The organism is Candidatus Krumholzibacteriia bacterium, from assembly GCA_035268685.1.
Lineage (GTDB): Bacteria > Krumholzibacteriota > Krumholzibacteriia > JAJRXK01 > JAJRXK01 > JAJRXK01.
In genome coordinates, this window is the sequence record DATFKK010000038.1 from 20,576 (window position 1) to 41,916 (window position 21,341).

General features: G+C 68.1%; 14 protein-coding genes. 8 read left to right on the forward strand and 6 right to left on the reverse strand.

The features are described 5' to 3' along the window. Positions 1-64: 64 nt before the first annotated feature. On the reverse strand, positions 65-2,563 hold the full coding sequence (locus VKA86_04350; protein ID HKK70424.1) for a hypothetical protein: 2,499 nt from the start codon (positions 2,561-2,563) through the stop codon (positions 65-67). 1,081 nt (positions 2,564-3,644) lie between these two features. On the opposite strand from VKA86_04350, the gene VKA86_04355 reads away from it, so the two are divergent. From VKA86_04355 to VKA86_04390, 8 genes are all read left to right on the forward strand, one after another. Next, positions 3,645-6,338, forward strand: coding sequence for a serine/threonine-protein kinase (locus tag VKA86_04355; protein HKK70425.1), 2,694 nt, complete (start codon positions 3,645-3,647; stop codon positions 6,336-6,338). A gap of 100 nt (positions 6,339-6,438) precedes the next feature. Beyond that, the gene (locus VKA86_04360; GenBank protein ID HKK70426.1) at positions 6,439-8,508 is read left to right on the forward strand and encodes a chloride channel protein; all 2,070 of its coding nucleotides are present in this window, start codon (positions 6,439-6,441) and stop codon (positions 8,506-8,508) included. 266 nt (positions 8,509-8,774) lie between these two features. Continuing rightward, complete coding sequence (locus tag VKA86_04365) at positions 8,775-9,980, forward strand: multidrug effflux MFS transporter (protein ID HKK70427.1); 1,206 nt, start codon at positions 8,775-8,777, stop codon at positions 9,978-9,980. Between the two features lie 295 nt (positions 9,981-10,275). Then, on the forward strand, positions 10,276-11,559 hold the full coding sequence (locus tag VKA86_04370; GenBank protein HKK70428.1) for an FAD/NAD(P)-binding oxidoreductase: 1,284 nt from the start codon (positions 10,276-10,278) through the stop codon (positions 11,557-11,559). Continuing rightward, positions 11,556-12,992, forward strand: a complete 1,437-nt coding sequence (locus tag VKA86_04375) for a 4Fe-4S dicluster domain-containing protein (protein HKK70429.1) — start codon at positions 11,556-11,558, stop codon at positions 12,990-12,992. Before VKA86_04370 ends, VKA86_04375 begins: the two co-directional genes overlap by 4 nt. Before the next feature lie 61 nt (positions 12,993-13,053). Next, positions 13,054-14,271, forward strand: coding sequence for a hypothetical protein (locus VKA86_04380; protein HKK70430.1), 1,218 nt, complete (start codon positions 13,054-13,056; stop codon positions 14,269-14,271). A 167-nt stretch (positions 14,272-14,438) separates the two neighbouring features. Further along, positions 14,439-14,678, forward strand: a complete 240-nt coding sequence (locus tag VKA86_04385) for a hypothetical protein (GenBank protein ID HKK70431.1) — start codon at positions 14,439-14,441, stop codon at positions 14,676-14,678. Beyond that, positions 14,671-14,880 (forward strand): helix-turn-helix transcriptional regulator, encoded by a 210-nt coding sequence (locus VKA86_04390; protein ID HKK70432.1) that lies wholly within the window; start codon positions 14,671-14,673, stop codon positions 14,878-14,880. Before VKA86_04385 ends, VKA86_04390 begins: the two co-directional genes overlap by 8 nt. Before the next feature lie 87 nt (positions 14,881-14,967). On the opposite strand, the gene VKA86_04395 is transcribed toward VKA86_04390, so the two are convergent. The 5 genes from VKA86_04395 to VKA86_04415 form a co-directional block, all read right to left on the reverse strand. After that, the gene (locus tag VKA86_04395; protein HKK70433.1) at positions 14,968-17,109 is read right to left on the reverse strand and encodes a glycosyltransferase family 2 protein; all 2,142 of its coding nucleotides are present in this window, start codon (positions 17,107-17,109) and stop codon (positions 14,968-14,970) included. A gap of 127 nt (positions 17,110-17,236) precedes the next feature. Next, on the reverse strand, positions 17,237-18,079 hold the full coding sequence (locus tag VKA86_04400; protein ID HKK70434.1) for a type VI secretion system tube protein Hcp: 843 nt from the start codon (positions 18,077-18,079) through the stop codon (positions 17,237-17,239). Positions 18,080-18,120: 41 nt separating this feature from the next. Beyond that, complete coding sequence (locus VKA86_04405) at positions 18,121-18,942, reverse strand: type VI secretion system tube protein Hcp (GenBank protein ID HKK70435.1); 822 nt, start codon at positions 18,940-18,942, stop codon at positions 18,121-18,123. Positions 18,943-19,113: 171 nt separating this feature from the next. After that, a complete protein-coding gene (locus tag VKA86_04410) occupies positions 19,114-20,862 on the reverse strand; it encodes a serine hydrolase domain-containing protein (GenBank protein HKK70436.1) in 1,749 nt (582 codons plus the stop codon). A 70-nt stretch (positions 20,863-20,932) separates the two neighbouring features. Next, a partial coding sequence (locus VKA86_04415) for a hypothetical protein (GenBank protein ID HKK70437.1) occupies positions 20,933-21,341 on the reverse strand: 409 nt, incomplete at its 5' end.

A 21,341-nucleotide genomic window follows, 5' to 3' on the forward strand; every position in this document is an offset into this window, starting at 1 on the left:
CCTCTCGATTCGTGGAGACTCGATCTCGCGGTCCTGTTCCGGGATTCCGGTCGGGACGCGGGGGCTAGTAGTGGAGGTGCACGATGAACTCGATCCGATCGAGGACCGTCAGGTCGGGGTCGCCGAGTTCCCACCGCACGTACTCGGCGGTGAATCCCAGTAGCTCGTTCACGCGGGTCGCGACCCGTGCGGTGAGGAACCACTCCTCGAAATCCTCGGTGGAGTGATCCGCCGTCTGCCAGCTCGCTCCGACGTTCAGTCCGCGGACCTCGACCTCGTCGGAGTGCCAGATCGGCATCTCGAATCCTGCGAGCACGAAGTCGCGATCGAGGGACGGCGTGCCGAGGTCTTCGATCTCCTCGTGCAGGAATTCCCCGAACACCCGGAGTTCTCGCCACTGCACCGTGAGTTCGGTTCCGAAGACGGTCTGATGCCCGGTCACGAGACCTTCGTCCGTCTCGACGGTGCGATCGAGGACCGATCGCTGCACGGAGACGCCGGGGCGGATCACCCAGTCACCGCTGCGCCAACTCGGCCGGATCCGCGCCCGCAGGGCGAGGGCCTCACGGATCGACGTGCTCACCTCCGGGTCGGGGGCATCCAGGATCAATCGCTCGCCGCGAGCCGCGGTGGTGAAGCTGCCGTTGAGACCGTCTTCGCCGGGGCTTCCCTGTAGCCAGATCTCCCAGCCGAGACCCTCCGACGGCCGCCGGTCCCAGTGGACCTGGAGGTTGAGATCCGGATCGAGCTTGTGACCGTTCAGGTAGGGAAGGTTCCCGAACCACGATCCGTCCCAGAACAGACCGAGCTGGTCGTAGACGAGGCCGGCGGCGACGTCGAGTTCTCCGTCTCGATGGGTCCACCGCGCGTAGGCTTGTTGCAGCCAGGTGTTCGACGGGCTGTAGGACCTCAGCTTCGTCTGCCGGAAGCGCAGTTCGGCCACGAAATCCCAGGCGTCCTGTTCGGCACGGCCCAGCAACCGGACGTTGTACACCTCGGTGGAGGGACGATCGAGGTCCCGCATCTTCGTCGTCAGACGGAGCATCGTCTGCCCGCCGAGATCGATCTCGGGTCCGTCGGCCCGTGCCGTCGGGACCGCGACGACGCCGACGAGCGCGATCAGCGCGGTGGTCGAGGCCAGGGCACGCGTCCGGGCGCGCGAGCGTGCGCGGTCGAGCAGGGCCCCGACCCCGAATCCTCCGAACACCAGGAGTGTCCCGACCAGATTGGCTCCGAGCAGGGTGGCGTAGCTGCCCTCGCCCACGGCCCAACTCCCGGGAACGGCGTTCGTCGCGTGAAGGACGCCCATGCCCACGCCAGGCCAGAATCCCAGATGGAAGGCCCAGGGACCGGCCCAGGGCAGGGCGAACAGCAGGAAGGCCGGAGCGAGACCCAGGACCATCGTGCCACTGACCGTGGTCGCCTTGATGATCGCCGCGCCCGCGAACAGCGGCAGCGATCCGACGACGACGGCCCCCAGCATGGCCCAGCGTCCCAGTGCCACCGAGTCGCGCGCCACGATCCAACGAAAGACCCGTGTCGAGACCGCGCGTTCGCCTCCGGCGCGGCCCGCGCCGCCCAGGTCCTGCACCAGCGCCTTCGCGACCGAACTGAGAGTCGAATCGAGCGTCGAACCCGCCGAGACCATCATGAGCACCGTCATCACCGCGGTCACGGCGATCCCGAAGGCCTGGGCGACCCGCAATGGAGCATCCTGGTCGGCCGCGATCCCCTCGATCCGGGCGTGGACCCCGACCAGTCCGAAGACGACGATGAACGTCGCCGCGACCAGACCTGCGAGCAGGTATCCCCGGAGCATGGTCCGCGGCCGGGTCAGGAACGCCCGGTCCGTCAGGACCGGGTCGTGGAAGGGGTAGCTGAAGGACTGGAGCACGGCGACGAGCAGGAGATCCACACCGCCGGCGAGTGTCCACGATCCCGATTCGAGGAGAGGGCCGGGGGTGCTGCGCGGAACCACCAGGGCCATCACGAAGACCAGCAGGAACAGTCCCAGACCCATCTGGATCACGTCGGTGAGGATCGAACTCCGCAGACCTCCGCGCAGACTGTAGGCGAGGGTGATGGCAGTGAAGACGAGAGCCGCGAGAAGATACGACGCCGATCCACTCGCGCCGAAGTACGAACCCACCACGGCCGTGTTCGACCAGACCTCGTTCATGAGACGGACGAGGACCACCAGGAGGAAGGCGAGACTCGCCATCCTGCCGTAGCGACCGGTGACGAACTCGGGCAGGCTCCGCGCGTCCGTGCAACGACGGATTCGCCAGATCACCACGCCCGCCACCGGGATCGAGAGATACCAACCCGCGTAGGCCACGGCCCCGACGAGGCCGAAGCTCCGGCCGAGGTTGGCCGCGTTCGTGATCGACTTGGCGAAGATCCAGGAGATGACGATCGAGGCGACCAGCACACCCAGGCCGATGTCGCGCCCCCGGCGGTCGCGGCCGCCGAAGAACTGATCGGGACTCGTCACACGTGGGGAGATCCGCCAGAGCACGGCGCCGAAGACGAGCATGGCGCCCCAGAGAACGATGTCGTGCATCGGAGAGTTCTTCCTCGAGTCAGGGTCGCGGGACCCGGATCCCAGCGGCGTATCCGTTGGCGTCGGGCGGTCCACGGTCGACGGAGCGGGCTCGGGGCCCCGTCGTCCGGTGGTCCGCGACGCGATCCGGGTTGCCGCGCGATCGAGGAAGGAAGGGCGGTGCGTGCCGGTCGGGTGCGGCACCGCACGAGATCGGCGGGTGACAGGACCAGCGGATCGGAATAGCGCGAGCACAGATCGCGGAGGACGGTGTCGAAACGGTGGACGTCCTCGGGGCGATCGACGTCCGCGCGGGAGGGCAACCAACGGAGACGAGACCCGTGGTCCGCGGTCTCCGCCAGGGCACGGACGAAGTGCGGACGGAGGCGTGGTGTTCTCCACGGCAGGCCCCGGAGCCGATCGAGGTGCGCGTGCCGGATCGTCATGAGGTACAGGCCGCCGTCCGGGGCGGGCCCCTGTCGCAAGACGTCCCACGGGGCGCGCACGGCGCGCTCGAGATCGCGCGCCCGGAGCGAAGGGGTGTCCGTGACCACGGTCACGACCCGCTCGTAGCCCCGGACGAAGACTCGCTCCAGGGCATCGATCAGGCGGGCCTCGAAGTCCTCACCGCGCTGAGGGAGGGCGACGGTGCCGGCTGGTGCGGCCTCCGCGGGATCGAGCGAGACGAAGACCTCGGCGCCGGATCGTCCGCGCCGCACCGTCGAGATCGTCTTCCGGAGCATCGCTTCGCGGAGGGACGCCGCTCCACGTCGACCGAGCCCACGGTGGAGGGTTCGGTCGGAACCGGTCCCGGCGAGCACCAGGATCGCGGTTCGGTTCGTCGCAGTGGAGCCGTCGGTCAAGTGGAGTGCTCTCGGCGGACGCGGGGTGCCGCGGTCGAAGGGGGACGACCTGGATCTACGACGCCCCGAGGTGCTCTGTGACCGGGGCTTCCTCGCGAGTGGTCCACGAAAGCCTGAATCCCGTTCAGCCCCGGCCGTCCCATCTGCTAGTCTCCGACGAGGTCCGGTGACGCCCGCGCCCGGGTTTCCCGGTCCACGGCAACTCGACAACGCCTGCCCCCGGTCGGAGACGTGCATCCATGGACGCGGAACGCTATCGGCGCGTCAAGTCCGTCCTGCTCGAGGCTCTCGAGCAGCCGGCGACTGCGCGGCCGGGCTTCCTCGCCGCCCGGTGCGGAGACGACGACGAGCTCCGCCGTGAGGTCGAGGAGCTTTTGGCGCAGGAGGAGTCCGACCACGCGATCCTCGACGAGGGCGTGCTCGGCGCCGGGACCCGTGGGCATCTGCGCGCCACGATCGATCAGCTGGGTGACGGTGTCGCCGTGCCCGAAGTGATCGGTCCGTACGCCATCGTCGGTGTTCTCGGCGAGGGCGGCATGGGCATGGTCTACCACGGCCGGCAGTCCGAGCCCGTCGCCCGCGACGTCGCGGTCAAGGTCCTCCGCCCGGGCCTCGACGGCCGCCGCGTGCTCGCCCGCTTCGAGTGGGAGCGCAAGGCGCTCGCCCGGCTGGACCATCCGAACATCGCGCGTGTGCTCGACGCAGGCACCGACGACGCCACGCAACGCCCGTACGTCGCGCTGCCGCTGATCGAGGGCGAGACCATCACCGCGTACTGTGACACGGCGGATCTCTCGCTGGAGGTGCGGCTGCAACTCTTCCTGCGGGTCTGCCGCGCCGTCGAGCACGCCCACGCGCGGGGTGTCCTGCATCGCGACCTGAAGCCGGGCAACGTGCTCGTGCAGGAGATCGACGGTGAGGCGGTCCCCGCGGTGATCGACTTCGGGATCGCCAAGGCCCTCGACACCGACACCACCGGCATCGACGCGACGATGACGGTCGAGGGACAGCGCATCGGCACTCCGGCCTACATGAGTCCGGAACAGCTCCACGGCGATCCCGGTTCGGCCGATGTCCGAACGGACGTGTACGCGCTGGGCGTGATCCTCTGGGAGATGCTCACCGGAGTCCACCCGTTCGGCGAGGCGGTCGAGTCGGTCACCCGGGCGCTGCAGGCCGGTCGCGAACCGACGGCGCTGGCTCCACCCTCGCGTGCTCCGACCGTCGACACGGGAACCGTCGAGCGCTGGCGCCGTCGCCTGCGGGGGGACCTCGACACGATCTGTCTGCGGGCCGTCGAGTTCGATCGCACACGGCGCTACGCGTCGGCCGCCCACCTCGCCGATGACGTCCAGCGCTTCCTCGAGGGTCGCCCGATCCTGGCGCGACCGGACTCGTTCACCTACCGCCTCGAGAAGTCGATGCGTCGTCATCCCGTGGTGACGACCGCCGTGGCCGGTGCGATCGCGGTCCTGCTCACCGGGGCGGGTCTGCTCGTTGTGAACGCGCAGCGTCTCGGCGTGGAACGCGATCGCGCGGTGGCTGCCGAGCACCGGGCCCGTGCCGAGGCGGAGCAGGCCCGTGCGATCTCGACCTTCCTGACCGAGCTGTTCACCGAGGTCGACCCCGTGAGCGGCGACGCCGCCGATCTCAGCGCGCGCGAGCTGCTCCGGCAGGGCGCACGGCGGGCACGGGTGGACCTCGCCGGTCAGCCCGAGCTGCGCGGGCCGCTGCTCAACACGATCGGCTTCGTGCACCACCAGCTGGGCCTCTACGCCACCGCCGAGACCCTTCTCGTCGACGCGATCGACGACCTGCAGGTTGTCGGGGATGCGCGCGGCGACTCGTTGACGATGGAAGCCTACCGGTCGTTGGCGGTCAACCTGCACGACCAGGGTCGCTACGCCGAGGGAGAGGCCGCCGCGCGCGAGGCCCTGGCCATCCACGATCGCCTGTACCCACGATCGAAGCCGAGCTACGCGGTCATCCTCAGTGACCTCGCGGTCGACGTGCAGGCGCAGGGGCGACTCGAGGAGGCGGTCGACCTCCTGAAGCAGGCGTTGGCGTTGCAGGAAGCCGCCGAGGATCCCCGCATCGGCGAGATCGCATGGACGCGGGGAACGATCGGCTACGTGATCAGCAAGATGGACCGCATGGAGGAATCGGAGGAATGGCTGCGCTCGGCCTACGAGCTGTTCGTGACGCAGCCGGAGGACGAGCAGAACCCCTGGGAGCTCGTGTACCACCTGAACAACCTCGGCGGTGTGAACTCGCGTCTCGGGAACTACGAGGAGGCCCAGCCCTATCTACGGCGCGCACTCGAGGTGAGTCGCGAGATGCACGGCGACGACCACGCCGTGGTCGGTCGGGCCTATTCCATGCTCGGAACCGCGCATCTGCGAGCGGGTGACACCGACGTCGCCGCGCCCCTCGTCGAGAAGGGCTTGGAGGTCACGCTGCGCGCGGTCGGTCCCGACCACATGCTCACCAGTCGCGTGCTCGGGTCGGTCGTCGCATTGCGACGGGCGCAGGGTCGTTTCGACGATGCCGTGGTCCACGCACGCGAGGCGCACCGGATCCGGCGCGACGTGCTCGGCGAGGACCATCAGCTCTTCGCCGACGTCCAGTTCCAGCTCGCCGAGTGTCTCCTCGACGTGGGGGACGCCACCGAAGCGCTCGTGTTGGTCGACTCCGCGCTCTCGACCTATCGCGCGGAGCGCGAACCGACCCACGCACGGATCCTCGAGCTGCGAACCCTGCGCGCGGGAGCACTGGACGCGCTGGGGCGCGATGCCGCGGCGGCCTCGGAGCTCGAGGGACTGATCGACGACCTGGCGGCCCGTCACGGGGCGGACGACGACTGGACGCGACGAGCCGAGGAGCTGGCGCTGCGCGTCGGAGCCACCACCGCCGGAGGGTCCGACCCTCGCTGAAGCGCCCGTGGCGCGACCTGTGCTTCCGGCGGCGCATTCCCATGGCGAGCACGGTCGGGATCGACAACGAACGCCTCCCGCGCCTAGAGTGCGCCCGATCATGAAGACTCCCCGGGCCTGGCTGTCCCAGCTCCGTCGCCGGCTCCTCGCCGGCACCGAGCGGCGCACTCCGAGCGAGAGCGCCCTGCTCGTGCTCATCCCCGTGGTGGGCGTGGTCGTGGGCTTCTCGTCGATCGGCATCGCACACCTGATCGCCCTTCTGCAGGAACCGCTCTGGGGCCACGGCAGCGATCTGCTGGCCGGGGCCATGCAAGCGAGCTGGCAGGAACGGGTGTTGATCCCGGCCGCGGGAGGACTCCTGCTCGGACTGCTCGGTCTGGCCCTGCGCGTGCGCATGCAGGGCCGTGGCACACCGGGGATCATCCAGGCGCTGGCGCTGCAGAACGGTGTGATCTCGCTGCGGCGCAACGCGCCGGGGACCGCGGGCGGGATCCTGACCGTGGCCTTCGGGGGCTCGCTCGGCCGCGAGGGCCCGATGATGGAATTCGGTGTGGCGGTCAGTTCCTGGATGGGACGCCGTCTGCACCTCGAGCCGCAGGACCTGCGGATCCTCGTCTGTGCGGCGGCCGCTGCGAGTCTGTCGGCGGCCTACAACGCGCCGATCGGGGCCTCGCTCTTCGCGCTCGAGGTCCTGATCGGAAGCCTGGCGCTGCCCGTGTTCGGACCGGTGGTGGTGGCGTCGATCATCTCGACGTTGATCGCGCGCAACGCCATGGGTTCGCTGCCGCGCTTCGTGGTGCCCGAGTACGAACTCGTGTCGGTCTACGAACTCGGCGGCTATCTCGTGCTGGGTCTGGTGGCCGGCGTGTTCTCGGCCGGCGTGATCCGGGCCGTCGGGTGGTGCGACAAGGGTGCCGGGCGCCTGCGATTGCCGCGCTTCCTCGCGCCGGCGATCGGATTCGCGCTGGTGGGCGGCATGGGCGTTTGGTTGCCCCACGTGTACGGCAACGGCTACGAGACCGTGAACCTGGCGCTCAACGAGCAGCTGCCGATCGAGCTGTTGATCGTGCTCCCCTTCGCCAAGTTGATCGCCACCGTGCTCACGCGCTCGAGCGGCGGGGCGGGCGGAATGTTCACGCCGACACTCATGATGGGGGGCTTGCTGGGCGGTGCCTTCGGGACCGCGCTGCACTCCTTCTTTCCCGAGTCGACGGCCACCCCGGGAGCCTACGCCCTGGTGGGCATGGCCGCGGTGCTCGCCGGCACCACGCACGCGCCGCTCATGGCGATCCTGATGATCTTCGAGCAGACCGACTCGTACCAGATCATCCTGCCGCTGATGCTCGTCAGTACCATCAGTTATGCCACCGCCCGCCGGATCAAGCGCGAGTCGCTGTTCGTCGACGCGCTGAATCGACAAGGCGTGGACCTGCCGCGTGGTCCGGAAGAAGGCGTCATGAAGAGCCTGCGGGTGCGGAACGTCATGCACGACGATCCGGAGGCGGTGCACCGTGCAGCCCGGTTCCAGACGATCGTCGAGGCCTTCCTGCGCCATCGCTTCAATCACTTGTACGTGATCGACGACGACCATGCCTTCGTCGGCGCGATCCCGTTGCACGAGATCAAGGAGATGCTCGAGCACGCCGACACGTTGGAGGTGGTGGTCGCGCACGATCTCGTCGAGACCGACTTCGCGTTCGCCACTCCCGACGACACCCTGGCCACGACCATGGAGAAGTTCTGGTCGCAGAACTCCGAGCGTCTGCCCGTGCTGGCCGACACGAAGTCACGCCGGCTGGTCGGCTGGATCTCCAAGCGCGACCTGATCGGCGTGTACAAGCAGGAGATCCTGGGCGAGGGAAACCTCCTCAGCCGCCTGGGGCCGGTGGGGGATCGCGCGCGCGACCGTTTCGTCGAATTGCCCGAGGGATTCGAAGTCGCCAGCGTGCACGTTCCGCCCACCTATGCGGGCAGCACGCTGCGTGACCTCGCGCCCCGGCGGACCTGGGGCTTCTACGTGCTGCAGATCACCCGGCGCGACCCGGAGCGCGGAGTGCGGGTCGTCGAGATGCCCGACGCGGACACCGTGCTGCAACCCGAGGACGAACTGGTCGTGGTGGGGCCGGTCGACGGGGTGCAGAGCTTCCGACGGTCGAGCCGGGAGGGGTGAGGGGCGGCCCCGTGTCGACGCATCGGGGCGACGGCGTGAGCAGGGCGCCGTGCGCCCGGCGAGGGTGATGGTGGACGGCTGCGGTGGACACCCTTCCCCGCCCTCGCGTCCTGCCGACCCCCGGGCTTGCCGACCCTGCCCCGCGCACCGAACTTCTCGGCCTGCCGGTGCCGCCGGCGCTCCCCGCACCCGCGAGCCGTGGAATGTCGTCGAGCCCGTCCCCTGCCGCTCCGCCGCGCCAGCCCAGCCACGGTGAGTTCGTCGCGATGATCGCGCTGCTGGTCTCGCTGGTGGCGCTGTCGATCGACGCCATGTTGCCCGCACTGCCGCGCATCGGGGCCGACCTGGGCGTGACGGACGCGAACCGGACCCAGCAGGTGATCACCACGCTCATGGTGGGCATGGCCTTCGGCCAGCTGCTCTACGGACCGATCTCCGACAGCACCGGCCGCAAGCCGATGGTGTTCTCGGGGTTGGTGGTCTTCGCGGTGGGCTGTCTTCTGTCGCTCTTCGCGCAGACCTTCACGACCATGCTCGTCGGACGCTTCCTACAAGGACTGGGCGTGGCCGGACCGCGCAGCGTGTCCATGGCCCTGATCCGCGATCTCTACGCCGGACGCGCCATGGCCGAGATCATGTCGACGATCATGTCGGTGTTCATTCTCGTGCCGATCCTGGCTCCCTTCCTGGGGCAGGCCGTCCTCGCGGTGGCCGACTGGCGGGCGATCTTCGCCGTGTTCCTGCTGCTCGGGGTGGGCGTGGCCACCTGGTTCGCGCTGCGCCAGCCCGAGACGCTCACGCCGGCAAAGCGGCATCCGTTGTCGTTCGCAGAACTCGGGCGCAGTGCGGGGGTCGTGCTGCGGCAGCGATGTGCCATGGGGTTCACCGCGGCGGCCGGGGTGTCGTCGGGGGCGTTCATCGGCTATTTGAGCTCGTCACAGCAGATCTTCGTCGGGATCTACGGCGTGGGTGACCTGTTCGCGTTGTACTTCGGAATGGTGGCGGCATCGATCGGCGTGGCCGCGTTGGTGAACCGTCGTCTGGTGTCGCGCCACGGCATGTTCCACCTCACGCGCCGGGCCCTGCAGGCGATCTCTGTGCTGTCGCTGGCGTACCTGGCGGTCACGCTGGCCCATGCGGGCATTCCGCCCTTCGTCACGCTCATGCTGTACCTGCTGGCGGCCTTCTTCTTCGTCGGCATCGTCTTCGGCAACATCAACGCCCTGGCCATGGAGACCCTGGGTGACGTGGCGGGCGTCGGGGCGGCACTCGTGGCGTCGCTGTCGCTTGCGATCGCGGTCGCGCTCGGCGGGGCGATCGGGCAGATGCTCGACGGCACACTCGTGCCGTTCGTCGGCGGATACTCGGTGCTCAGCGTGACGGCGCTGGGCATCCTGCACTGGGCGGAGAGGGGGCGGCCGGAGTCGCGCACGTCGACGGTCGTGGCGGGAGTGGTGGAGGAGCAGGGGTAGTGTACGGCGTCGCCGGAGCAGCTCTCCGACCCTGAAGTCCGAAGGTGACCTGCGCCGGGCACCGCGTGTGCGGCCGCGGACCAGGCGAAGATCTCCACGAAGACGTTGCATCGTCGAGTCCCGATGCCGGAATGCCCGCCCGCGGCCACGAGAGCGGCGGCTTCCGAACGCAGGTGACGCGACTCCACAGGGACGTGGGCGCGAGTGGCACGAGTCCCAGCGTCACGCCACTGCTGCCGACCCGTAGCCTTCCTTGCGGGTCCGATCCGGAAGTCACGTCGAGGGAGAGTCGTTCATGCACGTCGCCATCGTCGGCAACGGAGTCACCGGTGTCACCGCCGCGCTCCGCGTTCGACGACACCAGCCGGACTGGAAGATCTCGATCGTCTCCGGCGAGAGCACCTACCACTACTCGCGCCCCGCGCTCATGTACGTCTACATGGGTCACATGCGGTACCAGGACACCAAGCCCTACGAAGACACGTTCTGGGGCGAGCAGAGAGTGGATCTCGTACGCGACTGGGTGGTCGGTATCGACCTCGAGCGCAATCGATTGGACCTGCAACGCAGCGGTCGCATGGACTTCGACAAGCTCCTGATCGCTACGGGGAGCAAGTCCAACCGGTTCGGTTGGCCGGGACAGGATCTCCCGGGTGTCCAGGGATTGTACGACCTCATGGACCTGCGCCTCCTGCACGAGAACACGCGGAACTGCCGACGCGCCGTGATCGTGGGCGGCGGGTTGATCGGGATCGAGCTCGCCGAGATGCTGCACACGCAGGGGATCGACGTGACGTTCCTCGTGCGCGAGCGCGACTACTGGGACAACGTGCTGCCGCGTGAAGAGGCACGCATGGTCAGCCGCCTCGTGCGCGAGCACGGCTTCGACCTGCGGTTGGAGACCCAGCTCCGGGAGATCGTCGCCGGCGAGGACGGCCGTGTGGCCTCGGTGGTGACCGATCAGGACGACGTGATCGCCTGTGAAGTCGTGGGTCTGACGGCGGGTGTCTCGCCGAACCTCGACCTCGTGCGCGACACCGGGATCGCGACGGGCCGCGGAATCATCGTCGACCCCTCCCTGCGGACCAACGTCGAGAACGTCTTCGCGGCCGGTGACTGTGCCGAAATCGACGACGGCACCGAAGGGCGTAATCTCATCCAGCAGGTGTGGTACACGGGCAAGGCACAGGGCGAGGTGGTGGGCGACGTGATCGCCGGACGAGAACGTCGATACGAGCCCGCAACCTGGTACAACTCCGCGAAGTTCCTGGATCTCGAGTACCAGGTCTACGGGCGGGTGAACCTGAACGTCGACGGCGAGCAGAACCTCTACTGGGAGCACGACGACGGGATGCACGCAGTGCGGATCGTCCACGTCGCCGGGAGCGTGACCGGTCTCAACTTCATGGGGATCCGATACCGACACCGGACCTGCGAGCAATGGATCCGCGACGGACGAGACGTGGAGTACGTGCTCGACCACCTGCACGAGGGCAACTTCGATCCCGAGTTCTTCGTCCGGCACGAGTCCGAGATCCGCAGATCCCTCCGCGAGCAATTCCAGGGAGCAATGGCATGATCGACGCGCGGATGCTTCAGCACGACTTCGACGAGGAGGCCGAAGGCTTCTCGCGACCGCCACGGAGGCAGAAGCCATCGCACGGGACCCTGGTGGGTCGGGTGGCGCTCGCGGCGATCGCCCTCGCGATCACCGAGCTCGTCCTCGGCGCCACGGCCGGCAGTCCGTGGGACCTTCCCGCGATGCTGGTGGCGGGGTGGACCGTTCTCGGTGCCGCGACGGCCGTGTACTTCTGGGACCGCTACCGGACCCAGTCCGAGGGAATTCGACACGACGGGGTGTTCTTCGATCACATCAGCGCGCGGGGGCTGTCCGCGTGGCTGTTGGGCGTAGGGCTGACCGGATTCTACGTGCTGCTGTACTGGTTCCCCGGGCAACTGTCGCGTGTCATCGACCTGGTCGATCCGCTGTCGCGGATGCTCACAGGGCAACCCGCCGACCAGTGGTTCCTCTACGGCTTCCTGTACACGGTGGCCGTGCTCGTCTTCGGTGTGCGGATGTTCGGGAAGTACCGCCACAGCCGCTACCACCAGATCCGGACCGCTTCGGTCATGTTCTTCCAGCTCGGTTTCGCCTTTCTGCTTCCGCAGATCCTGAAGGCCTTCAACGAGCCGGAGTTCTACTTCACCTACTTCTGGCCGCTGAAGCCCGAGTACCTGTGGCCGGCGGGCGCCGGCATGGGATGGATCCTTGATTCCGGGCGTCTCGGCGTGTTCATGATCTTCTGGGGCGCGATCGCGACCTTCGTGCTCACGCCGATCCTCACCTACCGCTACGGCAAACGATGGTACTGCTCGTGGGTGTGTGGCTGCGGTGGTCTGGCCGAGACGATGGGAGATCCGTTCCGCCAGCTCTCGAGCAAGAGTACGCTCTCGTGGAAGGTCGAGCGAGCGATCATCTACCCGGTGCTCGCGCTGGTGACCGTGACCACCGTGTCGCTGTGGATCGACTTCGCGACGGAAGGCGGCCTCTTCGGGTCGTTGTCGTCGAGCCTGCGGGAGTGGTACGGGTTCTACATCGGGGCCCTGTTCGCCGGTGTGATCGGCGTGGGGTTCTACCCCATCCTGGGGAGCCGGGTGTGGTGTCGTTTCGGATGTCCCATGGCCGCGATCCTCGGCATCTTCCAGAAGTTCGCCTCGCGATTCCGGATCACGACCAATGGCGACCAGTGCATGTCGTGCGGCAACTGCTCGACCTATTGTGAGATGGGAATCGACGTCAGGGCCTACGCGCAGCGGGGGGAGAACATCGTCCGGGCCTCGTGCGTCGGCTGTGGCGTCTGTGCCGCGGTCTGCCCCCGGGGTGTCCTGAAGCTCGAGAACGGCGGCGACGTCACCGCGCGCTATCCCGGGGCCGATCGCCCTCTGGACGAGTTCCTGACGAGTCTGCGCAACGATCCCAGCGCTGGCCGGTACGACAATGAGTCCCGATGATCGAGGCCGGTCGTCCGAGCACTCTGCCCACCGGGTCCGGCCTTCGACGGTCGTTCCTCCGGTGCACCGACTGCTCGACCCCTTCCTGCCGCGGACCGATCCCGGGGCGGTGCGATTCTGGAGATCGCTCTCCCGTCGGCTCGGGCGCGAAGAGATCACCGAGCACGATCTCTTCGCGCGTCTACCGTCCGACGGCCGGGGTGCCGATCGCGAGGTCGCGGCCTTCGCGGCGTGTCTGGTCGACGCCGACGCCTATCTCGACGACCTGCTCGAGTTCGTCCCCGGTGCCGCGGCCGGGGAGTTGGAGGTCCGGCCCGAGGTGCGCGCGATGCGGGACGCGCGCTCGCTGCTCCAGGCCTGCTTCCGCCACGGGGCGCCACGGATCCGCTTCGAGGCACAGCGGAAGCTCTACCTGGCCAGACTCCTGTTCGCGATCGATCACTGGCCCTCGGTGCGTGACGGGCAGCGACACAAGGATCTGATCGCGGAGCACCTGGAACGCAATCTCCTCGGCGGTGCGGAGGTCGGCGGTGGCGTCGACGTCTGCTGCCGGTTCGTGCCCGATCGTGCGGGCGCCGGGAGACTGGAGAGGATCCACGCGTCCGGCGCCGATGCGCAGTGCTGGCACTTCCAGGTGCGGGTCCTCCCGGCGCGGCGCGGTGAGGAACCGATCGAGATCTTCCACCATCACGTGCGCTTCAAGCGTGATCCGATGACCTGCGCTCCGCACGAGATGCCTTCGCGGAGTCCCGGTCCCGATACGCCCGGCCGATCCACCGCGCGCCGGCGCAGTGGGTCGATCGTGTCGAAGATGCTCGCCCGCGGTCTCGGCGACCCCGGTGCGGTGCAGGACGTGCTGGGCGCATTGTTCATCGTGGGCAGCCACGCGCAGGCCTACGCCCTCGAGCGTCGCCTCGTCGATCTCTGTGGAGGCCCCCTGTGGATCCGCGATCGAACCGACACGCTGGTCGGCGAAGGCGATCGTGGTCTGCTGTCGGGCCGCTCGGCGCGGGGCTTCGAAGTGCTGAAGTACACGGCCGACCTCCTCGTCGCCGGGGTCGACGGGAGCACCTCCTATCACGTCGCGGCCGAGTTCCAGATCTACCCGGTCGAGTCCTATCTGGCGACGCTCCACGACGACCACGGCGCCTCGCACCGGGCCTACAAACGGCGTCAGATCGCGGGGGACGTTCTCCCTCTCCTCTTTCCCGTGGCGATCTACGGACCCGAGGCCACCGTGAGCGCTCCGGTCCCGTCGGCAGACCACGCCGAGCACTGAGTCCGATGCCGACGAGCGCGCGTCCGACCGCAGCAGGCCGTGGAGCTGCGGGCCGAGGGTCCCGCCACCGACGCTCCCCGTGAAGAGCGCTGCTCCGGGGCAGTGCGGCGCGGACTCTTGAAGCGACACCTTTTGGTTATATAATGACACCTAAGGGTATCGTTAAGATGTCCGTGAATTCTTGGCCCCGGCGAGTCCGTGGCCCCCTGCCCCTGGCCCCCGAGGAGGATCCTTGGACGCACACGCACTCCCCACTCCCGCCGAGATCGGCGACCGACACCGGCCTGCCCGCCGAGTTCTTCCTGCAAACGGTGCTCGCGGTGATGTCGCTGGTGCACGGGGTCGTGTTCTTCGTCCTCAACCGCTCGGAGGACGAAGACGGCATCCCGGAAGACGATCATGCGTGAGGTCCGTCTCCGGAACCGTATTCGCGTCTTCCGCGCCGAGAAACGGTGGAGTCAGACCGATCTGGCCCAACGCATCGGCGTCTCCCGCAAGACGATCAGCACGATCGAGGTGGGGCGCTTCGTTCCGTCCACCATCATCGCGCTGCTGATCGCACGCGAGTTCGACACCACGGTCGAGGAACTCTTCTCGATCGAGGACTGAGACCCGATCTCCGCGAGGGCAGAACGTCATGAGGGCGCCAGGTCTCCCAAGCGGATTCGTCTTCACCGGGGCCTACCGGACCGGCCCTCATTCGAACTTCACGTCGTCCAGATAGAACGTGATCGGCCGCCCCTGACCCTCGAGTCGCCAGAAGAAGGGCGACTTGACCTGGGTCAGGTTTCGACCCTTCAACTCGATCGTGTAGCGCTGCCACTCGCGTGTCAACGCGACGCCTTTCAGGACCTCCCGGACGGTGTCGGGATAGAGTTTGCCGCGTCCCAGCAGACCGATGCCGAAGTCGATGATCTCGCCGCCCTCTGCGCCGCGTGCCCACAGCGTCAGGCGCTTGGCGCCCGTCAGGTCCAGGCCCCCCGGGCGATCGCCCCAGTCGTTGGCAGGATGCTGCCACACGACACCGACCCAGCCGTCCGGGCTCGAGTAGGTGACTTCGAGGCAGGTCGGGCCGCTGTGCGGTGATTCGGTACACACCGGGTCCACGGTGAGTGCATCGAAGTTGCCCATCCATCCCGACGGTGCCCACAGGCCGCGACGGCCATCGGCGTAGACGGTCCGCGGCAGCCGGAAAAGGGGCAGGATCGTCTGCCGGACGTACTCGGTGATCGGTACCAGGAAGAGCGCGGCGAGGGTCAGCACGGGAAGTGCGACGGTGGCCATCAGCGTCGGGTCGAGCTCGCCGCCGAAGGCCGTGAGCGCGATCAACAGTGGGAACGCCGTGACGAACGAGACCACGAGCACCAGGCTCTGCGCCCGGACGATGCCCCCGATCGACGTGCCGTGGGCACCCTTCGGCGTGATCACGAAGTCCTTCAGGCCGCGGTGCAGTCCCTCGGCCACGCCGATCCCCGCGTGCGCGAACAGCGGAAGACGCCACAGGGCCTGCACCGGGTAGGCGACGAACACGCGCAGGGCCTTCGAAGGGTCCCCCCCGCGGACGTAGTTGATCGCCGACGCGCTGTTGATCACCAGGAACGGGCTCTGCAACACCACGGACACGATGCCGAAGCCCAGCACACTTCGCGACACATCGCCCGTCAGCACGAACAGGATCCAGAGCGGAAACAGCAACTGCGCGACCAGCCCGGGCAGGACGCTCGCGTTGGCGGCGAAGCGCAGGAAGAGCGACAGACGCATGTTCCACGGCAGGTCCGAACGCAACCATTCGACGAGGTGGAGCCTGGCCAGTTCGGTCCCGCCGGTGGCCCACCGGCGCTTCTGCTTCTGCTGTCCGGCGACGTGGGGAGGGCTCAGTTCGGTCGACACCATGGCTGGATCGTCGGGTGCGTAGTCGACCCACTTCCCCCGCCAGCCCTTGATCATCATCGTGATCCCGGTGCTCCAGTCCTCGGCGACCCGGGCCTCGTTCCAGCCTCCGATCTCTTCGATCGCAGGCAGGCGCAGCAGGGCGCAGTGGCCGTTCATCGTCGGGATACCGTAGTGCGCGATGTAGCCCTCGGTGAAGCGGCGCGCCGCGTCACCGACGTGGCTGTCCGACCAGTTGATGATCGAGTCGCGGGGATTGCCGATCCGGAACATGCCCTGCACGAAGCCGAGCTTCGGGTCGCGCACGAACTCGGTGGCCATCGGACGCAGCACTTTCGGTGCGAAGGTGTCGCCCACGTCCAGAAGGCCGACCAGGACGTCCTGCCCGCGAAGATCCTCCTCGATGATGCGCAAGCCACGGTTCAGGTTGCCGGCCTTGAATCCGACCGTGCCCTCCCGATGCACGGCCTGCACGCGCGGATCGTCGGCGTAGATCCCCTGGACCTCCTGCCAACGGTCGTCGTCGCTGTTGTCGACGAACTGCACCGCGATCCGTTCGGAGGGATAGTCGGCGTTCAGGACGGAATCGATGCTGCGAACCACGAGATCGGTCGGTTCGTTGCGTCCGGGCACCTGGACGATGATCCGGGGCAGCCGTTCTTCCTCGACCGGCTCGGGGGCTTCGACGATCGGCCGCGGCCCGCGCACGAGCGCGACGCCCGCGTAGACCCACAGGGGCGCGGCGACGAACACGTTGCCGAGCGCGACGATCACGGTCACCGCGACCATGAGCGCGATGACCGGAGAGTGGGCCTGCACGAGCAGGCCGCACAGCCACGCCCCCAGTGCGAGGTGGCCGACCAGGTAGACCAGGGCGAAGACGATCATCGCCGCGTGGACGCGCTTTCCAGGCGTGTCCAGGAGTCCGGATCCACGGAACGTGCTCACCACTCGCGATTCGATTCCCTCGGGAGGAGGATCTCCCCGGCATCCGAACCTCGCGCCGGGAGGCGCAGGACGATAACAAGGAATCGACGGCGTTGCATGGCACGGGCGAAACTCTCGGCCGCACCTCTCAGTCGCCGATCACCATGCGCCGCGTGATCTCGGCATCGGCGGTCCGGATCCTCGCTTCGTACACGCCCGGAGGAAGCCGGTGACCCGCGTCGTCCGTTCCGTCCCAGCGGACGACGCCGTCGGCGCGGTCGGTGTCGTCACCGATCACCGTTGCCACCCGCCGGCCGTTCGCGTCGTGGACGTCGATCCCGATGCCGCCGCCTTCGGGCAGGACGAAGTCGAATCCGTTGCTCGTCGCCGCCGGCCGCGACCCGGGAGGAGATGCGTCGACCGCAGGCAAGGCCATTCGGGCCGGGGTCCGCCGCGAGTCGACGTACAGGTCCGCGTTGGGGCCGTAGAAGATCCGCATCGAATCGTAGGCCAGGCCGAGGCTCTCGGCGGCCGGACCGACCTCTCCACTCGAGGCGTTGTAGCTCGACAGCCTGGCCCCGACCAGTTCGATCGCCATGTAGACCCCCGGCGGGAACATGCGACGCCCGAGCGCGTCGCTCCCGCCGGTCGTCAGTTTCGGCAAGGGCTCGTACACGTGGAGGACGAACCGGCTGAACTCCTCTGCATTGCTCTGGGCCCTCAGGAGCTTGATCGACGAGGAATCCCACGCCTTGCTCAGGAAGAGGTCCGCGCTGGAGATCGGACCGGCGGGTCCGCCGTCCGGCTCGATGGCACGACCGGTTCCCCACTGGAACGACGTGATCTCGATCGTCCCCTCCTCGCCGGGGAAGGTCGCGTCACCGTCGATCGGTCCCTGGAAGCGCCCATCGAGATCGAGGAAGATCTGGGCGTGGGTCGCCGGCACGGCGGTCAGGAGGATCAGGACGACGAGAGCGAAGATGCGAAGCACGGGCGCCTCCATGGGGCGGGTGTGGGTGTCTCGGCGCGCACTCATCGCATCACCGACATCTTGTGGGTGGTCAGCCAGGCGCCGGAGCGCATCTTCACGAGGTAGACCCCGCTGGCGACGGGACGTCCGACGCTGTCGCGTCCGTCCCAGGAGATGCTGCCCTCCGATCCGCGGGTCTCGCCCTCGAAGACCGTCACGACGTGCCGGCCGCGGAAGTCGAAGACATCGATGGCGACCGAGCCCTGTTCCGGCACCCGGAAGCGGAAGTCCGTCGCCCCCGACGTGGGATTCGGCATCGACGCCACCGCGACGTTCTCCGCGAGCGCGTCCGGCAGGACCGACGACGCTCCGCCGGTGTCGGTGTAGACTTCGCCGGTGTCGAAGTCCCTCCACTCGAATCCGGTGTAGGTGAGCGAAAGGGCCTCGACGGCGCGAGCTCCGTCCGCCGCCCCGGAAACGGACCAGGACGTGATACGGGCGTCGGTCAACGTGATACGCAGATAGAGCTGGGACCCTCCCACGTCGTCGGGGCGGAAGGCTTCCAGGAAGCACGTGGTCATGCGTTCGGCGTTCCCGAACGCCCGGAGGATCGGGATCGTCGCCACGTCGGTCTGCTTGGTGATCGACAACTCCGAGGTCTGACTGGGCCCACTGGGGAGTCCCGTCGAGGGATCGATCGGCACGAAGAACCCGACCTGGAAGCTGGTGGTGGCGATGGTGCCCGTGAGTGGCCCCAGGTCGACGTCGCCGTCGATGGGCCCCTGCGTCTCACCCGCCAGGCGGAGATACAGCTGAGCCGTCGCCGGCGGGGCGACGCCCAGAAGGAGCGCGGCGAGCAGCAAGAAGAAGACCGAGCGGGGCATGAAAGCCTCCGGGCTTGGGTACGGGTTGCCCGGATCGAGTCCGGACGCGACGAGCGAGCGTACCGCATCGGTGAGGAAAGAAGGGCGACAAAAAACGCCCTGCTGTCCGTCCCGGTCGCCGCGTCGCAGCACGACCCCCGGAGCAGGGATCGCCGTTCTCGAGCCGCGCGCTCACTCCTCCGGACAGGCGCGTTGCGTTCCGACCACCAGACACCCGTCCTCGAAACGCAGGTCCACGGTACGCCACGGAGTCTCCTGCTGCACGGCGCGGTAACGGCCTTCGCCGACCGGAACCAGGGTGAACGACGGCCACGGGCCGCTCGCGTTCCCGCGATGGGTGCCGTCTTCGTTCCAGATCAGGTTCCAGTACTGGTTCCAGTTCGCGAATTCCGCGTAGACGAAGGTGGTCCACGGTCCGTACTGCGCGAGGCGCGAGCCCGGCGTGTTCTCGAAGGAGCCGATCACGTGCAGCTCCTCGAGATCGCCGATCTGCTCGATGCGCTGGAGGAACGGACGGGTGGCCTCGACGGCGTCCTCGTCGGGGCCGATCAACGTCGCAATGGCATCCTCTCGTCCTGCCTCCAGGCCTTCCATCGCCTCACGTACTCGTCCGTTCAATTCGCCGGCCCGGGCGCGTTGTGCATGGGTGGAATCGAACAGCAGGTCCAGGGTCGACTGACCCCAGAGCTTCGCGATCAACCGCGTGTCGTCGGCCGTCACCTCGAGCGATCCTTCGCCGAGGCGGTACGTCCCGACCCTCTCCGCTGCCACCTCCGGCCGCGCGTCGTCGGCGGGGTCGACGAGTGGCGGCATCGAGAAGGCGGGATCGAAGGCCGCGTCGAGCAGACGCCCACGCTGCCGGTCGGCCGGAACCGTCGACGTGTTGCCCTGGATGTAGACGAAGAACTCGATTTCGGGCAGCCAGACGTAGTCGGCCGAGAAGATCCGATTGCTGCCGCTGTGGGAGATCATCGTTCCCCACTCCGTGTCCCGTTCCACCCAACCATAGGCGTAGCCCTGGTCGACGACGCCCGTGGTCCAGCGGCGCGCGGTCTCGGCGTCGAGCGCTCCCTCGCCACGGACCGTGTTCAACCATCGGTACATGTCGTCGACGGTGGTGTGGATTCCGCCGTTGGCGCGCAGGGGCCAGCCCGGCCCGTCGTCGCGCCATCCGCGTCCGTACACCCGGCCCCACGGCTCGCCCCTGTGGTAGCCCTTCGCGAGGCGGTCTTCGTTCCACGCGGGCAATACGTAGCCGGTGTCACGCATGCCGGCGGGCAGCAGGAGTTCCTCGCGCAGGAACTGTTCGTAGTCCTGCCCCGACACGCGCTCCACCACGATCCCCAGCAGCGAATACCCCATGTTCGAATAGCCGTAGTCCGTTCCCGGCGCGCGCGCGAGGGGTTCGGCCAGCGCGCGCGCGACGTAGGCGTCGGCTCCGATCGGATCTTCGTCGCTTCCGATGCCGCCGTGCAGGCCCGCGGTGTGCGTGAGGAGCTGGTGCAGGGTGATCGTGCGCTTGTCGGCGGGCACGTCGTCGAAGAAGCGATCGAGCGTGTCGTCGACCGACAGCTCGCCCCGCTGCTCGAGCAACAGGATCGCGGCCGCGGTCATCTGCTTGGTGATCGAGCCGTGGCTCTGGACCGTTTCGGGCGTACAGGGTCGGCGCGCCTCGCGATCGGCCAGCCCGTAGCCCGCCCGCAGGACGACCTCTCCCTCGTGGGCCACGAGGATCGACCCGGAGAACCCGAAGGCCTCCATGGCCGACAGGTAGCGGTCGATCCGCGCGCCGATGGTGGCGGCGTCGGGCGATGCGACGGTGGCTGGATCCCGCGGGCTCGCGACGGCCGCGCAACGGGCCAGTGGGGTCAGGGCGGCGGGGGAGCACAGCAGGACGAGCGTGAGAACGAAGTGGACCATGGGACTCCTGGTTCGTGGGTGGCTGGGTCGCGTGCGGCGAAGCACACTTGCCCGGATTGTGAGCAATGCCCTACTCCGGGCCTTTCTTCCTCACCTCGATGGCCTCGACCGTGCCCTTGCCTTCGACTTCGCCGGTCGGCAGATCGATCGACGTGGGTGCCTCGTCACCGAGGATCCGGATGGTGGTCTCCTCCGTGAAACCGTCGCCCTCGATGTCGATCTGGTACGTCTGTCGACCCCCGCCGGTCTCGACACGGACGTCGCTGACGTCGCCGTGACCCCCATCGTGGAGCTGCTGCATGATCGCCGCACGGCGCTCCTCGTCGCTCGCACCCGAAACCTCGATCGCGAACACCTCGCGGCTCAGCTTCGCGAACAGGGATTCCTGGACCTCGGTGTGCAGTCGCTCGATCGTGACGTCGGCGTCGCGCAGGGCGACGAATCGCGACGCCAGGTCGGCGCGCAGGGCCTCGGTGTCG

Bases quoted from the DNA above. Each gene is read 5' to 3' on its own strand.
- VKA86_04390 (HKK70432.1), top strand. From the start codon at position 14,671: ATGCGTGAGGTCCGTCTCCGGAACCGTATTCGCGTCTTCCGCGCCGAG.
- VKA86_04355 (HKK70425.1), top strand. From the start codon at position 3,645: ATGGACGCGGAACGCTATCGGCGCGTCAAGTCCGTCCTGCTCGAGGCT.
- VKA86_04370 (HKK70428.1), top strand. From the start codon at position 10,276: ATGCACGTCGCCATCGTCGGCAACGGAGTCACCGGTGTCACCGCCGCG.
- VKA86_04365 (HKK70427.1), top strand. From the start codon at position 8,775: ATGATCGCGCTGCTGGTCTCGCTGGTGGCGCTGTCGATCGACGCCATG.
- VKA86_04350 (HKK70424.1), bottom strand. From the start codon at position 2,563: ATGCACGACATCGTTCTCTGGGGCGCCATGCTCGTCTTCGGCGCCGTG.
- VKA86_04360 (HKK70426.1), top strand. From the start codon at position 6,439: ATGAAGACTCCCCGGGCCTGGCTGTCCCAGCTCCGTCGCCGGCTCCTC.
- VKA86_04405 (HKK70435.1), bottom strand. From the start codon at position 18,942: ATGCCCCGCTCGGTCTTCTTCTTGCTGCTCGCCGCGCTCCTTCTGGGC.
- VKA86_04375 (HKK70429.1), top strand. From the start codon at position 11,556: ATGATCGACGCGCGGATGCTTCAGCACGACTTCGACGAGGAGGCCGAA.
- VKA86_04410 (HKK70436.1), bottom strand. From the start codon at position 20,862: ATGGTCCACTTCGTTCTCACGCTCGTCCTGCTGTGCTCCCCCGCCGCC.
- VKA86_04385 (HKK70431.1), top strand. From the start codon at position 14,439: ATGTCCGTGAATTCTTGGCCCCGGCGAGTCCGTGGCCCCCTGCCCCTG.